Source organism: Mesorhizobium sp. AR10, from assembly GCF_024746795.1.
GTDB lineage: Bacteria > Pseudomonadota > Alphaproteobacteria > Rhizobiales > Rhizobiaceae > Mesorhizobium.
The window spans coordinates 1,104,298-1,118,252 of sequence record NZ_CP080524.1; the positions used below are offsets into that span (position 1 = coordinate 1,104,298).

Annotated in this window: 11 protein-coding genes; 8 read left to right on the plus strand and 3 right to left on the minus strand. The window is 61.9% G+C overall.

The genetic code is table 11. The features are described from left to right. Positions 1-57: 57 nt before the first annotated feature. On the minus strand, positions 58-879 hold the full coding sequence (locus tag LHFGNBLO_RS08765) for a pyruvate, water dikinase regulatory protein (RefSeq protein ID WP_258605925.1): 822 nt from the start codon (positions 877-879) through the stop codon (positions 58-60). 400 nt (positions 880-1,279) lie between these two features. Between LHFGNBLO_RS08765 and hemE the strand changes: the two genes are divergently transcribed. From hemE to rho, 3 genes are all read left to right on the plus strand, one after another. Then, the gene (gene hemE, locus LHFGNBLO_RS08770; protein WP_258605927.1) at positions 1,280-2,311 is read left to right on the plus strand and encodes a uroporphyrinogen decarboxylase; all 1,032 of its coding nucleotides are present in this window, start codon (positions 1,280-1,282) and stop codon (positions 2,309-2,311) included. After that, the gene (hemJ, locus tag LHFGNBLO_RS08775; RefSeq protein ID WP_258605928.1) at positions 2,311-2,844 is read left to right on the plus strand and encodes a protoporphyrinogen oxidase HemJ; all 534 of its coding nucleotides are present in this window, start codon (positions 2,311-2,313) and stop codon (positions 2,842-2,844) included. Before hemE ends, hemJ begins: the two co-directional genes overlap by 1 nt. A gap of 243 nt (positions 2,845-3,087) precedes the next feature. Next, positions 3,088-4,353, plus strand: coding sequence for a transcription termination factor Rho (gene rho, locus LHFGNBLO_RS08780; RefSeq protein WP_136621617.1), 1,266 nt, complete (start codon positions 3,088-3,090; stop codon positions 4,351-4,353). 131 nt (positions 4,354-4,484) lie between these two features. Here rho and LHFGNBLO_RS08785 read toward each other — a convergent pair whose 3' ends face one another. Then, on the minus strand, positions 4,485-6,503 hold the full coding sequence (locus LHFGNBLO_RS08785; protein ID WP_258605931.1) for a thioredoxin domain-containing protein: 2,019 nt from the start codon (positions 6,501-6,503) through the stop codon (positions 4,485-4,487). A gap of 66 nt (positions 6,504-6,569) precedes the next feature. On the opposite strand from LHFGNBLO_RS08785, the gene mnmE reads away from it, so the two are divergent. The 5 genes from mnmE (at position 6,570) to LHFGNBLO_RS08810 (ending at position 12,359) form a co-directional block, all read left to right on the plus strand. After that, positions 6,570-7,886 (plus strand): tRNA uridine-5-carboxymethylaminomethyl(34) synthesis GTPase MnmE, encoded by a 1,317-nt coding sequence (mnmE, locus tag LHFGNBLO_RS08790; RefSeq protein ID WP_258605933.1) that lies wholly within the window; start codon positions 6,570-6,572, stop codon positions 7,884-7,886. Positions 7,887-8,080: 194 nt separating this feature from the next. After that, a complete protein-coding gene (gene mnmG, locus LHFGNBLO_RS08795; RefSeq protein ID WP_258605934.1) occupies positions 8,081-9,955 on the plus strand; it encodes a tRNA uridine-5-carboxymethylaminomethyl(34) synthesis enzyme MnmG in 1,875 nt (624 codons plus the stop codon). Next, on the plus strand, positions 9,952-10,584 hold the full coding sequence (gene rsmG, locus LHFGNBLO_RS08800) for a 16S rRNA (guanine(527)-N(7))-methyltransferase RsmG (RefSeq protein ID WP_258605936.1): 633 nt from the start codon (positions 9,952-9,954) through the stop codon (positions 10,582-10,584). The genes mnmG and rsmG overlap by 4 nt, the downstream gene beginning before the upstream one ends. Positions 10,585-10,620: 36 nt before the next feature. Next, entirely contained in the window at positions 10,621-11,421 is an 801-nt protein-coding gene (locus LHFGNBLO_RS08805) for a ParA family protein (protein ID WP_258605938.1), read from the plus strand. A gap of 50 nt (positions 11,422-11,471) precedes the next feature. Next, the gene (locus LHFGNBLO_RS08810) at positions 11,472-12,359 is read left to right on the plus strand and encodes a ParB/RepB/Spo0J family partition protein (protein WP_258605939.1); all 888 of its coding nucleotides are present in this window, start codon (positions 11,472-11,474) and stop codon (positions 12,357-12,359) included. A gap of 313 nt (positions 12,360-12,672) precedes the next feature. On the opposite strand, the gene holA is transcribed toward LHFGNBLO_RS08810, so the two are convergent. After that, complete coding sequence (gene holA / locus LHFGNBLO_RS08815; RefSeq protein ID WP_258605941.1) at positions 12,673-13,713, minus strand: DNA polymerase III subunit delta; 1,041 nt, start codon at positions 13,711-13,713, stop codon at positions 12,673-12,675. Positions 13,714-13,955: the final 242 nt, after the last annotated feature.

Genomic DNA, 13,955 nt, shown 5'->3' on the forward strand with positions numbered 1-13,955 from the left:
CGAAGGATCGCGACGTTTCGGACACTACCTCAACCCTGCGTATGCGGAAGCGCCTCACTACCTGTTCTTCCCCCGCAGGGCAACGATCGCCGCCGCGGTCTCCTCGATCGAGCGGCGGCTGACATCGATCATCGGCCAGCCATGCCTTGTGCAGATCTGGCGGGCATAGGCGAGTTCCTCAGTGATCGCGGCGCGGTCGACATAGTCGCCAGCTTCGTAGTCGCTGCTGTTGCCGAGAACGCGATTTTGCCGGACATGCGAGATGCGCTCGGCGGTGGCGATCAGCCCGACGATCAGCGGCGTCTTGGCGTTGACCAGGCTTTCCGGCACCGGCACGCCAAGCACGATCGGAATGTTGGCGGTCTTGATGCCGCGATTGGCGAGATAGATGGACGTCGGCGTCTTCGAGGTGCGGGAAATGCCGATGAGCACGATGTCGGCGTCATCCATATTGGCCGGCAACTGGCCGTCATCATGGTCCATGGTGAAGTTGAGCGCGTCGATGCGGCGAAAATATTCGGCGTCCAGCACATGCTGGGCGCCGACGCGGCGGCCCGCCGGCGTGCCGAGATAGGACTGGAACACCGTCAGCACCGGTTCCAGCACCGAGACACAGGGCAGCCCCATCGTCGCGCAGCGTTCGTCAATGCCGCGCGCCAGCTTCTGGTCGACGACGGTGTAGAGGATGATGCCAGGCTCCTCCTCGATGTCCTCGAACACTTTCGCCACCTGCTTTTCGGTGCGGATGAGCGGATAGATATGCTCGATGGCGCGCGCGTCCTTGTACTGCGCGGAAGCCGCGCGGCCGGCGGCCAGCAGCGTTTCGCCGGTAGCATCGGAGATCAGATGGAGGTGAAAGAAACTCTGGGGTTTGTTCACAGGGTCCATTCCAGGCTGTGGGCGAATGTGGATAAACCGGGCCGAAAAATCGGCCGGCTGGAATGGACTGTATCAGATGGCAGTTTGTCCACAATTCGATGCGCTGTCGGCTTCGCCGGGCGGCTGGGGACAAGTTTGGGGACGGATTCTATAGTCCGCATCTCATCCACAGCGGCAATTTCTTGGTGCTGGCGACAAGCCATTGACTCCAGTGCGAAATTCCAGACGTTCCACAAAGTCCAGCAATCCTTTTGGAGAAGCGCGCGACAATATGCTGGCTGGCCTTTCCGGGAGCAAAGCGGGAGAGGTGACAACCACCGATACCAACAGACTCTTAGAATCAGAAGATTCTAGAAATAGACTCTTTAATTATAGAGAAGGCTGAGGAAGCGAGCGCTCAATGCCCGAAAACCGGATCATGCTGGACGTGTTGAAGGGCGAAGCGGTGTTTCCGCCGCCACTCTGGATGATGCGCCAGGCAGGCCGCTATCTGCCGGAATATCGCGTGACACGCAGACGCGCCGGATCGTTCCTCGATCTCTGCTACGATCCTGACCTTGCCGTGGAAGTGACGCTGCAGCCGATCGAGCGCTTCGGCTTCGACGCCTCGATCCTGTTTTCCGATATCCTTGTCGTGCCGCATGCGCTTGGCCGCGATGTCCGCTTCGAGGAGGGACGCGGGCCGCTGTTGACGCCGATTGCGGCAAACGAAATCGCGGCTCTGGATGGCGAAACGTTTCACGTGAATCTCGAACCGGTCTACGAGACGGTTCGCCGATTGCGGGCAAAACTGCCTGATGAAACGACGCTGATCGGCTTCTGCGGCGCGCCGTGGACGGTGGCAACCTACATGATCGCCGGCCATGGCACGCCCGACCAGGCGCCGGCGCGGCTGTTTGCCTATCGCGAGCCGGCAGCCTTCCTGCAATTGCTGAAGGTGCTGGTTGATCATTCGGCTGCGTATTTGATCCGTCAGATCGAAGCGGGCGCCGATGTGGTGCAGATTTTCGATTCCTGGTCCGGTGTGCTCGACGACGCCTCTTTCGAATTGTTCTGCGTTCGGCCGGTGGCGGAGATCGTCAGGCAGGTTCGAGCCGTTCATCCCGATGTTCCAATCATCGGTTTTCCCAAGGGCGCCGGTGCCCGCTACCAGACCTATCGCGAGAAGACCGGTGTAACGGCCCTGGGGATCGATTGGACGGTACCCCTGGACGTTGCGAGGGCGTTGCAGCACTCGGGTGCGGTTCAAGGCAATCTCGACCCCTTGCGGCTGGTGGCAGGCGGCAAAGCGCTTGCCGATGGCGTCGAAGCGATCCTGAAGGGCTTGGGAGATGGGCCACTGATCTTCAATCTCGGCCACGGCATCACGCCGGAGACGCCGATCGCGCATGTCGAGGCGATGGTGAAACTGGTACGGAGCGCGACACGCTGATGGCCGAGAACAATACGAACAGTACTGCCCAGGCGCTGCTGCGCATGACAGTTGGCATTGCCGTGCTGGTTGTTCTGACGGCGCTGCTGTATTTTCTCGCACCCGATGCGTTCTATCCGTGGGCAAAGGCGATCCACGTCCTTGCCGTCATCTCCTGGATGGCGGGCATGCTCTATCTGCCGCGGCTGCTGGTCTATCATGCCGATGCCGAGAAAGGCTCCGTGCAGTCGGAGACCTTCAAGGTGATGGAGCGGCGCCTGCTGCGCGGCATCATCAATCCGGCGATGATCGTCACCTGGGTGTTCGGTCTGTGGCTGGCCTGGAAAGGTTTTGCGTTCCAGGGCGGCTGGCTGCACGCCAAGATCGCCTTGGTGCTTTTGCTGTCGGCCGTGCATGGCTATCTGGCTGGTGCTGTGCGCAAATTCGCCGAGGATCGCAACGAAAAGCCGGCGCGGCACTGGCGAATCGTCAACGAGATCCCCACATTGCTGATGATCGCAATCGTGATCCTGGTTGTCGTCAAGCCGTTCTAGGGCTTCCTTTTTGTTTTCGTGCATGTCGTTGTCCTAAAACCGCTTCTCACTTTTGGGCGACAGGCACGGCGGATGACCCGCAAAACGCGGCTTGCTCTTTCCATCGACCGACGATAAAAGACGGGTCTTCCTTCCCGTCATGCGCCGCCCATTTTTCAATTTCGGCCGCGCCCGGCATTTGTCGCATCCCGCCGATATTTTTTCCCAAAGCTTACCCAGACTCCATCTATTCAAGGTCCGTCTATGCAAGAAATGAAACTCGCAGAGTTCAAGAACAAGAAACCGCCAGAGCTGATCGCTTATGCCGAATCGCTCGAGGTGGAGAACGCCAGCGTCATGCGCAAGCAGGAGCTGATGTTCGCCATCCTGAAGAAACTGGCCGCACAGGACGTCGAGATCATCGGCGATGGTGTGGTCGAAGTGCTGCAGGACGGCTTTGGCTTCCTGCGCTCTGCCAACGCCAACTATCTGCCGGGTCCCGACGACATCTACATTTCACCGTCGCAAATCCGCCGCTTCTCGCTGAAGACCGGTGATACGGTCGAAGGCCCGATCCGCAGCCCGAAAGAGGGCGAGCGCTATTTCGCGCTGCTCAAGGTCAACACGATCAATTTCGACGACCCGGAAAAGATCCGCCACAAGATCCATTTCGACAATCTGACGCCGCTCTATCCGACGTCGCGGCTGAAGATGGAAATGGAGGTTCCGACCTCCAAGGACATCTCGGCCCGCGTCATCGACCTGGTGGCGCCGCTCGGCAAAGGCCAGCGCGCCCTGATCGTGGCGCAGCCGCGCACCGGCAAAACGGTGCTGCTGCAGAACATTGCGCACTCCATCACCACCAATCATCCGGAATGCTATCTGATCGTGCTGCTGATCGACGAGCGGCCGGAGGAAGTCACCGACATGCAGCGTTCGGTGAAAGGCGAGGTTGTGTCCTCGACCTTCGACGAACCAGCCGTGCGCCACGTCCAGGTCGCCGAAATGGTCATCGAGAAGGCCAAGCGCCTGGTCGAGCACGGGCGCGATGTCGTCATCCTGCTCGATTCGATCACCCGCCTTGGCCGGGCCTATAACACCGTGGTCCCGTCATCCGGCAAGGTGCTGACCGGCGGTGTCGACGCCAACGCGCTGCAGCGGCCGAAGCGCTTCTTCGGCGCCGCCCGTAACATCGAGGAAGGTGGCTCGCTGACCATCATCGCCACCGCGCTCATCGATACCGGCAGCCGCATGGACGAAGTCATCTTCGAAGAGTTCAAGGGCACCGGCAACTCGGAAATCGTGCTCGACCGCAAGGTGGCTGACAAGCGCATCTATCCGGCCATGGACATTCTCAAGTCCGGCACCCGCAAGGAAGACCTGCTGGTTGCCAAGCAAGACCTGCAGAAAATCTTCGTGCTGCGCCGCATCCTGGCACCGATGGGAACGACCGACGCCATCGAGTTCCTGATCGACAAGCTCAAGCAGACCAAGACCAATGCGGATTTCTTCGATTCGATGAATACGTAAGGGTTGAGCTGCGGATCCGAGGTTCGGTCCATACAAGCTATTTGGGAGCCCATTCCGAGAGATCGGGATGGGCTTCTTTATTTTGGCCAACCGGCGCTTCAACCGTTCCCGCCGATGGAAGCACCCCTACCCTACTGGCGCCGCAAAAGGCGCTCGAGCTCTTCGGGATCGGCAATCACGGGCCGGCAGACCTGCCCCGTGCAAAGCCAGGCGCCCGGTTTGTCGGTTGGTGGCAGCACCCCGCCCGGAAGCATTGGTCGATTCGCTTCCGTACCAACCGGAACGACAATGTCGACCCGACGCGGGTCAGGGTTCCGATTCGCAACCGGAACGAGGCTTGGATTTCCCGGGTTGTCTATCAGCACCAGCTTCAACGGCTCGATGGTCAAGGCGCAGGCGTTGACGATGCCTGCCTGACCATAGGCCTGGTGGGAGGCGCGGCCGGCGGCATGCTCGGCTACCTTCCAGGCCTTTTCCTGCAGATCGAGGTCCCCGGTCAGGGAAGCCAGGCGGACCAATGCCTCTATGATCTGGCCACTGGCCGCGGTAATCGCCTCGTCGACATCCCCCCTGATGCGGATCGGCACGTCGGTGCTGTCCGACGCGGTCAGATAGTAGCCGGTCTCTTCGCGGTCCCGGTGCCAGTGGTCGAGTTGTTCCATGAATTGCCGGGCGTGGTCGACATAGGCCGAATTGCCGGTCGCCTCGAACAGCGAAATCGCGGCGTTGGTCATCGCTGCATAGTCGCTCGACAGCGCCGGAAACAATCTCTTGGCGCCGAGCATCGAATGAGGCAAGCGCTTGTCCTGGCTAGACCCGGCAATATGGGCGAAGGCCCTTTCCGCTGCGTCGATCCAGTCGGCCCGGCCCAGCGATCGCCCGGCTTCGGTAAGCGCTGATATCATCAGGCCGTTCCAGTCGGTGAGCGCCTTGCCATCACGCCCGGGCCTGACGCGCTGCTCCCTGGCTGCCAGCAATTTCTCCTTCAGCGGGATGAGCTGATCATGAATGACCACGCTTTGCGCTTGCTGAGCCTCGGTCTGGTGGACAATCGGCTTGCCTTCCCAGCCGTGCGGGCTGGAAAGCATGAAGTGCTTGAAAAACAAGGATGATTCGTCACCGAGCACGGCCTCGACCTCATCCTTGCTCCAGGTGTAGAACAGCCCCTCTTCGCCATCGCTGTCGGCGTCGAGGCTGGCGGCAAAGGCACCGCCATCGACGCGCATCTCGCGCAACAGCCAGTCGACGGTGCCTTCGATTCGTATCCGGAACAAATCATTGCCGCTCGCCGCATAGGCCCAGTTGCAGAGGCGGATGAGCTGCGCGTTGTCGTAGAGCATCTTTTCGAAATGCGGCACCAGCCATTCGGCATCGGTCGAGTAACGACTGAGCCCACCGCCAATGTGGTCGTAGATGCCGCCGGCCAGCATCTTTTCGAGGCTGAGCAGCACGGCGTCGCGATGAGACGTACTGCCGTCGCGCAGCCAGGACAGCCAGAGCGTCTGCATGAACGGGGCGTTGGGGAATTTTGGCGCACCGCGCAGGCCGCCCAATGTCCTGTCGACCATGCCGTCGATACCGTTGGCGAGATTGGCCAACGTGTCGCGGTCGAGCACCGCCTTGGCATGGGTGCCTGCTAGCCTGGCCTCGACATGATTGGTCAACCCATCGGCGCTTTGATTGAGGCTTTCTCTCTTCTCGCGCCAGGTCTTGTCGACGGCTTCCAACACCTGGACAAAGCCGGGGCGGCCATAGCGTGGCTCGCGCGGAAAGTAGGTGCCGCCCCAGAAGGGCTTGCCGTCCGGGGTCAGGAACATGGTCAGCGGCCATCCGCCTTGCTCGCCCATCGACGACAGCGCTGCCATGTAGATCTGGTCGATGTCCGGCCGCTCCTCGCGATCGACCTTGATATTGACGAACAGCCGGTTCATGACGGCGGCGACAGCGTCGTTCTCGAAGCTTTCATGCGCCATGACATGGCACCAATGGCAAGCCGCGTAGCCGACCGAGAGCAGGATCGGCCGCTGCAGTGTCCTTGCTTCCGCCAGGGCGGCAGGCGACCAGGCCCGCCAGTGTACCGGGTTGTCGCTGTGCTGCTGCAGATAGGGGCTGGCCTCTTCGGCAAGCAGATTTTGCGCGGGCAATGTCACGATGAGGCAATCCTGCGGAGCGTGATGGGAATGAACGACGCTAGGGCGGTTCGGTAGAGCGGGCAAATGATTTCAAGGGATTCCATCGTTGCGTTGTCCAGCGGCCGCCTCCCCGCCGGCATTGCCGTGATCCGCATTTCCGGCCCGAAGACTCGATTCGTTATCGAAACGATTGCCGGCAATATTAGGGATCGGGTCGCGACGCTGCGAAAACTGCGGGCGCCGGACAAAACAGTGCTCGACAGTGGTCTTGTCGTCTTCTTTCCCGGTCCCGACAGCTTTACCGGCGAGGATGTCGCCGAATTCCATGTCCATGGCGGCCGTGCGGTGGTGGCGAAGATGCTTGAGACCATCGCCGGCTTCGACGGCGTCAGGCATGCCGAACCGGGCGAATTTACCCGCCGCGCCTTTCTCAACGGCAAGCTCGACCTGGTCGAAACCGAGGCGCTGGCGGACCTGATCAATGCCGAGACCGAGGCACAGCGGCGCTTCGCCGTGCGAAACGCCGAAGGCGTCCAGAGCGAGCTGTATCTGATTTGGCGCCGCCGGCTTATCCATGCGCGGGCGATGATCGAAGCCGAGATCGATTTTGCCGATGAGGATGATGTGCCCGATTCCGTTTCGGATACGGTCTGGTCGGATGTCCGGATAATGATCGATGAGATCGATCGCCACGTCGATGGGTTTCGCGCTGCCGAGATCATTCGCGATGGTTTCGAGGTGGTCATCCTGGGTGCGCCGAATGCTGGGAAATCGAGTCTGTTCAACGCGCTGGCGAGGCGCGATGCGGCTATTGTAACGGATGAGCCCGGCACGACCCGTGATCTGCTCGAGGTGGTCCTGGACCTGGATGGCATGCGGGTGAGGGTGATCGACACGGCCGGCCTGCGCGAAGCACCCGGCAAGGTGGAAGCGATAGGCATCGAGAAGGCCCGCACCAAGGCACGCAGCGCCGACCTCTTGCTGTTGCTGGAGGACTTGGTGAACCCGGCTGCAGTCGGTGCAATGCCGGCCGACGTTCCGATATTGAGGATAGGGACAAAGGTCGATCTGTTGGGAGGGGGCTCGCCGACGCAGCAGTACGACGCGGCCATTTCGACAGTTGATGGCACCGGATTGGCGGAGTTGCTGGCGGACATCGGTCGTCGCGCCGCCGCGCAGATTGGTGACGTCGGCGATATCCTGCCGTCGCGGCTGCGACACGTCGAGCTCCTCAATGAAACGAAACGCTTCCTGCTGACGGCCGGGACGGATGGGCGCGGGCAGGAGTTGCGCGCCGAGGATTTGCGCCTGGCAGCGGACCGGCTTGGCCGGATCGTCGGCGCCGTCGATGTCGAGGACTTGCTCGATGTCATCTTTTCGCAGTTCTGCATTGGGAAATGACTCACGTGAAACATGGCCTGCCGATTGGGTCGATGACTCACGTGAAACATCGCGACGCGCCTGTGACTCACGTGAAACAGTGCGGCTGAGGATGCAGAGATGGCTGTTTCACGTGAAACGATGGGCCGAGCATTCTTGACAGAGCGAGCCTGCGGGCACATGTGTCGAGCGAATTCGAATCCGGGAATCTTGGAATGAACGATCGCTATGATGTGGTTGTGGTGGGCGGCGGCCATGCTGGGTGCGAGGCTGCCAGCGCTGCCGCGCGCGCCGGCGCCAGAACGGCGCTGGTGACGCTGCGCTTCGACACGATCGGCGTCATGTCCTGCAATCCGGCGATCGGCGGCCTTGGCAAGGGGCATCTGGTTCGCGAGATCGACGCCATGGACGGTCTGATGGGTCGCGTCGCCGACGCCGCCGGCATTCAGTTCCGTTTGCTCAATCGCCGCAAGGGCCCTGCAGTGCGCGGGCCGCGCACGCAGGCGGATCGGAAACTCTACCGCCTCGCCATGCAGGCCGCGATTCGCGCGCAGGCCAATCTCGAGGTGGTCGAGGGCGAAGCTCTCGACTTCGAGATCGTCAATGGGCGCCTGTCGGCCGTGCTGCTGGCGAATGGCCGGCGGCTCGCTTGCGGAGCTGTGGTGCTGACGACCGGAACCTTCCTGCGCGGGCTGATCCATATCGGCGAGAAGAAGATTGTAGCCGGCCGGATGAATGAACAGGCCAGTCTCGGCCTTTCGGCCACAATGAGCCGGGCGGGCTTCAAGCTCGGACGGCTGAAGACCGGCACGCCGCCGCGATTGGACGGCCGAGCCGTCGATTGGGGATCGCTGGAAAGCCAGGCCGCGGATGAACATCCCTCGCCTTTCTCGCTGATGACCGACCGCATCGACAACCCGCAGATCCATTGCGGCATTACGCGCACGACACCGGCAACGCATGAGCTGATCCGCGCCAATCTCGGCCGTTCCGCGATGTATTCCGGCTCGATCGAAGGCGTCGGACCGCGCTACTGCCCGTCTATCGAAGACAAGATCGTCAAGTTCGGCGACCGCGAAGGCCATCAGATCTTCCTCGAGCCGGAAGGCCTGGACGACGACACGGTCTATCCAAACGGCATTTCGACATCGCTGCCCGAGGACGTCCAGCTCGACATCTTGAAGACCATTCCCGGCCTTGAGCGCGCCATCATGCTGCAGCCCGGCTATGCTATCGAGTATGATCATGTCGATCCGCGCGAGCTGCAGCCGACGCTGGAAACTAAGCGAGTCGGCGGCCTCTTTCTCGCCGGGCAGATCAACGGCACCACCGGCTATGAGGAGGCTGGAGCGCAAGGCCTGCTCGCTGGCCTCAACGCGGCGCGAAAGGCTTCGGCTTCCGACCAGATCGTGCTCAGCCGCACCGAAGCCTACATCGGCGTGATGGTGGACGATTTGACCAGCCGCGGCATAGCCGAGCCCTACCGCATGTTCACCTCACGCGCCGAGTTCCGACTGTCGTTGCGGGCCGACAATGCCGACGAGCGGCTGACGCCGCTGGCTATGAAGCTGGGAATAGCGTCGCAGCAGCGGACGCAGCGGTTCAATGGTGTCGTGCAAGATCTCGATAAGGCACGGCAACTCGCAACTGGCACGACCATGACCCCGAATGAGGCGGCGGGTCATGGGCTGCAGATCAACAAGGACGGTGTACGCCGCTCCGCCTATGAATTGCTGGCCTATCCGGGTGTCGACATCGCCTGGTTGACCAGAATCGCCCCTGAATTTGCTGCCATCGATGCCAAGACAGCCGAGCGTCTCGAAACGGAGGCGAAATATTCGGTGTATCTCGACCGCCAGCAAGCCGACGTCACGCAGATCCGGCATGAGGAAAGCCGTTTGATCCCGACGTCGCTGGATTTTGCTTCTGTCCCAGGCCTGTCCAACGAGTTGAAGCAGAAGATGCTGACACGCCAGCCGCGCTCCATCGCTGACGCGCAGCGCATGGAAGGCATGACGCCGGCCGCGCTGGCAATCATCGTCGCGCATGTCCGCAACACTGAGGCAGCTGCGCAAAGGGATGTTGCGTGAGTGCTGCCTCATGGACGAGCCTGCAAGAGGCCGCCGGCCCGGTTTCACGTGAAACATTCGATCGTCTTGTCGAATTCGAGCAGATGTTCCAGAAATGGAATCGCCGCATAAACCTGGCGGCGCAGTCGACAATGGATGATGTCTGGCGCCGCCATATTCTGGATAGCGTCCAGCTGGCGCGGCTCTCACCGGCAGCAACGCACTGGGTCGATCTCGGTTCGGGCGGCGGGTTTCCCGGCCTGGTCATGGCATTTCTGCTCACCGAGCGCGTCGGCGCCAGCATCGACCTGGTTGAAAGCAACCGCAAGAAAGCATCGTTCCTCCAAGCCGTCGTCGGGCAGTTCAATCTGCCAGCCCGCATCATCGCGCGGCGCATCGATGATAGCTATGCGCTTGTTTCTGAACCACAAATCGTCACGGCCAGGGCGCTTGCAGCGCTGCCGGCCCTGCTCGATCTATCGGCGCCGTGGCTGACAACAGGCGCGCGCGGCCTGTTCCACAAAGGCCGGGATTACCGCGCCGAGGTGGAAGAAAGCACTCACCGATGGGCATTCGATCTGGTAGAACATGCCAGCATCACCGACCCACATGGGGTCATCCTCGAATTGTCTGATTTGCGGCCTGTCTGACTGGCAATTGGCAAAATGAACTTCTGGCATAAACCCATGATGAAGACTGGACCTCGAATCATCACCGTCGCCAACCAGAAGGGCGGTGTCGGCAAGACAACGACCGCCATCAATCTGGCCACGGCCCTCGCCGCCATCGGCGAACGGGTGCTGATCGTCGATCTCGACCCGCAAGGCAATGCCAGCACCGGCCTCGGCATCGACCGGCGCGACCGCACCGTTTCGTCCTATGATGTGCTGACCGGCGAACTGGATCTCGAGGCGGCGGCCATCCCAACCGCCGTGCCGGGTCTGTCGATCGTGCCATCGACGCTCGATCTGCTCGGCATCGAGATGGAAATCGCCTCGGCGCCGGACCGAGTGCTGCGATTGCGCAACGCCTTGCGCGCCTCCGCCGAGCGCTCTGCTGACTTCGGCTATGTGCTGATCGATTGCCCGCCGTCGCTCAATCTTTTGACGCTGAACTCGATGGCCGCAGCCGACTCGGTGCTGGTGCCGCTGCAATGCGAGTTCTTTGCGTTGGAAGGTCTCAGCCAGTTGCTCGAGACGGTGGAGCAGGTGCGCCGCTCGATCAATCCAAATCTGACCATCCAGGGCATCGTGCTGACCATGTATGACGGCCGCAACAACCTCGCCAATCAGGTGGTGCAGGATGTGCGGGCGCATATGGGCGACAAGGTCTACGAGACCGTCATTCCGCGCAATGTGCGGGTTTCCGAGGCGCCGTCCTACGGCAAGCCGGCGATCCTCTATGACCTCAAATGCTCGGGCAGCCAGGCCTATCTGCAGCTTGCCTCCGAAGTGATCCGCCGCGAGCGCAAATTACGCGCCGCTTGAATATCGCCGAACAATAAGCCGATTCGATACCGAAACGATCTGGACAGATAATGAGCGAAGACCTTTCAAGAAAAAGACTGGGGCGGGGACTGGCAGCGCTGATCGGTGAAATCGATCGCCCGGCGGAGCCGCAAAAGCAGAGCCTGAACGCCGACGGCAAGGTGCCGATCGAGTTTCTGACCCCGAATCCGAAAAACCCGCGCCGGCATTTCGGCGATTCCGAGCTCACCGACCTCGCGCAATCGATCCGCGAGCATGGCGTGGTGCAGCCGGTGGTGGCGCGGCCGTCGCCGACGCAGCCTGGCCGTTATGAGATCATCGCCGGCGAGCGGCGCTGGCGAGCGGCGCAGCGCGCCGGGCTGACCGAGATTCCGATCATTGTCCGCGACGTCAACGATCGCACCGCGCTTGAACTGGCGATCATCGAAAACGTCCAGCGTACCGACCTCAACCCGGTCGAAGAGGCGCTCGGCTATCAGCGATTGATCGACGATCATGGCTACACCCAGGCCGATCTCGGCCAGGTCATCGGCAAGAGCCGCAGCCATGTCGCCAATACGCTGAGGCTGCTGAAGCTGCCCGACGTGATCCGCGACATGCTTGTCGACGGCGCGCTGTCGGCCGGTCACGCCCGTACATTGGTGACGGCCGAGGATCCGGCAGGGCTCGCCAAACGCATCGTCGAAGAGGGGCTGTCGGTGCGCCAGGCCGAGGCGCTGGCGCAGATGCCAGCGGGAAGCAGCTCGAACGGAGCGCGGCCAGCGGCGAAGCCAGGGGAAAAGGATACCGACACGCTGGCGCTGGAAAAACTGATGACCGACACGATCGGCATGATCGTGGCGATCGAGCACAAGGGGAAAGGCGGCGTGCTGCGCGTGTCGTATCGGACACTGGAGCAGCTGGATGAATTGTGCCGGCGGTTGAAGCAAGAGCGGTAGACTCTTAGCCGGCAAATTAATGCAAGGTCTTACCATCATCCTTGATGACCGAAGGTAGGGTTGCTCGAATTCTCCAATTCCATTGTTCTGGGGCGTTTGCGCTGCCCCTCACCTGCCTGCCGGCATCCTCTCCCCGTATAGTGACGGGGAGAGGGGACGCTCTCGTCGATGATTTCGCCAATCACCATTGTTGTAAGAAGCGCGCCGGCGTTGCGACGAGCCTCTTTCTCCCGTTTACGGGGAGAAATGCCCGGCAGGGCAATGAGGGGCGGCACCGGTTTCAACAATTGGTCGCCCCGACACAAGTTGGCGTTTACCGCTGCGCCAGACGGCTGCTTTCCACCGCGATGCCGAGCAGCGCCTGCCGCGCCAGCGCGACGGATAGATCCGGCCGCCGGCGGGTTTGCAGCACCGCGGCCTGCAGCCTGGTCAGCGCGCGACCAAGCGCCTCGCCGCTCCAACGCTCCAGCGCCTTCTCCACCAGCTTGCGCCGCGAGAAAAACACCGGCGGGCGCGCTGCCGCGACGACCGAGGCAGCGTTGCGGCCGCCGGAATCCATCTGGCCGCGCATGGCCTGGATCGCCTGCAACTGCCGCATGGCCGAGGACAGCACCAGAAACGGCTGGCCGGACTGGCAATGGCGGGTGAAGGCGATGTCGAAATCGCTTACTTTTCCCTCGAGCAGCGCATCGACAGCGTCGTCGAAGGAGGCGCCGGAGACGTCGCCCGACATCGCCTTGACGTCGTCGAGACCGATTTCCTTCTGGCCGTTGCTGTAGAGAACCAGCTTTTCGATCTCGCCGCGCGACGCCAGCCGGTCGCCGCCGAGGTTGCGGCGCAGCGCCTGGCGGGCATCCAGTGCCATAGTCATGTTGGCCTTGCGCAATTCGTCATCGATGACGCCGTCAATGTCCCTTGCTTCATCGGCGTAGCAAGGCAGAGCCATGGCGGTGTCGGCGGCCTCGACGATGGCGCGCAGGCCGGTCCCCTTCTTGAGATCGCCCGCCTCGATGAGAATGATCGCATCGCGGGGCGGTTCTGAGGTCAGCGCCTTGACGTCGTCGGCAAGCGCCTTCTGGCCGCTGGCATTGCGCACCCACAAAAGGCGGCGCTCTGAAAACATCGGCACGGTGCGGGCTTCGTCGAGCAGTCGGCCTTCGTCGCGGTCCACCTCCGAACCATCGAGCCGGACCACCGAGAACGGATCGTCGAGCGGCAGCCCGGTCTTGCCTGCAAACGCCTTGGCGCGCTCGGCGACTAGCCCGCGGTCGGGGCCGTAGAGCAGGACGATCGAGATGCGCGCGTCCGGCTTCGCCAGCCACGAATCGACTTCGAACGCTTTCTTCTGTGCCATGGAGGGTGGTTAGCATGGCAAGGGGGCGGCTTCCAGCTTGGGTTCCTCTCCCTCCGGAGGGGGGAGAGGTGGCGCTGCGAAGCAGCGACGGAGTGGGGGAAGCCATTTGCCAAACGCGCCGCGCCGCCAGCAAGAAACTCAGGCAAGCGGCAATCAGGCGGAATGAAAGATCGACCCCCACTCCGTCGAGCTTCGCTCGCCACCTCTCCCCCGATCGACGGGGGGAGAGGAAAGGCGCGAGT

Coding starts and splice junctions, on each gene's coding strand:
- hemE (WP_258605927.1), top strand. CDS start 1,280: ATGCCCGAAAACCGGATCATGCTGGACGTGTTGAAGGGCGAAGCGGTG.
- hemJ (WP_258605928.1), top strand. CDS start 2,311: ATGGCCGAGAACAATACGAACAGTACTGCCCAGGCGCTGCTGCGCATG.
- rho (WP_136621617.1), top strand. CDS start 3,088: ATGCAAGAAATGAAACTCGCAGAGTTCAAGAACAAGAAACCGCCAGAG.
- mnmE (WP_258605933.1), top strand. CDS start 6,570: ATGATTTCAAGGGATTCCATCGTTGCGTTGTCCAGCGGCCGCCTCCCC.
- mnmG (WP_258605934.1), top strand. CDS start 8,081: ATGAACGATCGCTATGATGTGGTTGTGGTGGGCGGCGGCCATGCTGGG.
- LHFGNBLO_RS08805 (WP_258605938.1), top strand. CDS start 10,621: ATGATGAAGACTGGACCTCGAATCATCACCGTCGCCAACCAGAAGGGC.
- LHFGNBLO_RS08810 (WP_258605939.1), top strand. CDS start 11,472: ATGAGCGAAGACCTTTCAAGAAAAAGACTGGGGCGGGGACTGGCAGCG.
- holA (WP_258605941.1), bottom strand. CDS start 13,713: ATGGCACAGAAGAAAGCGTTCGAAGTCGATTCGTGGCTGGCGAAGCCG.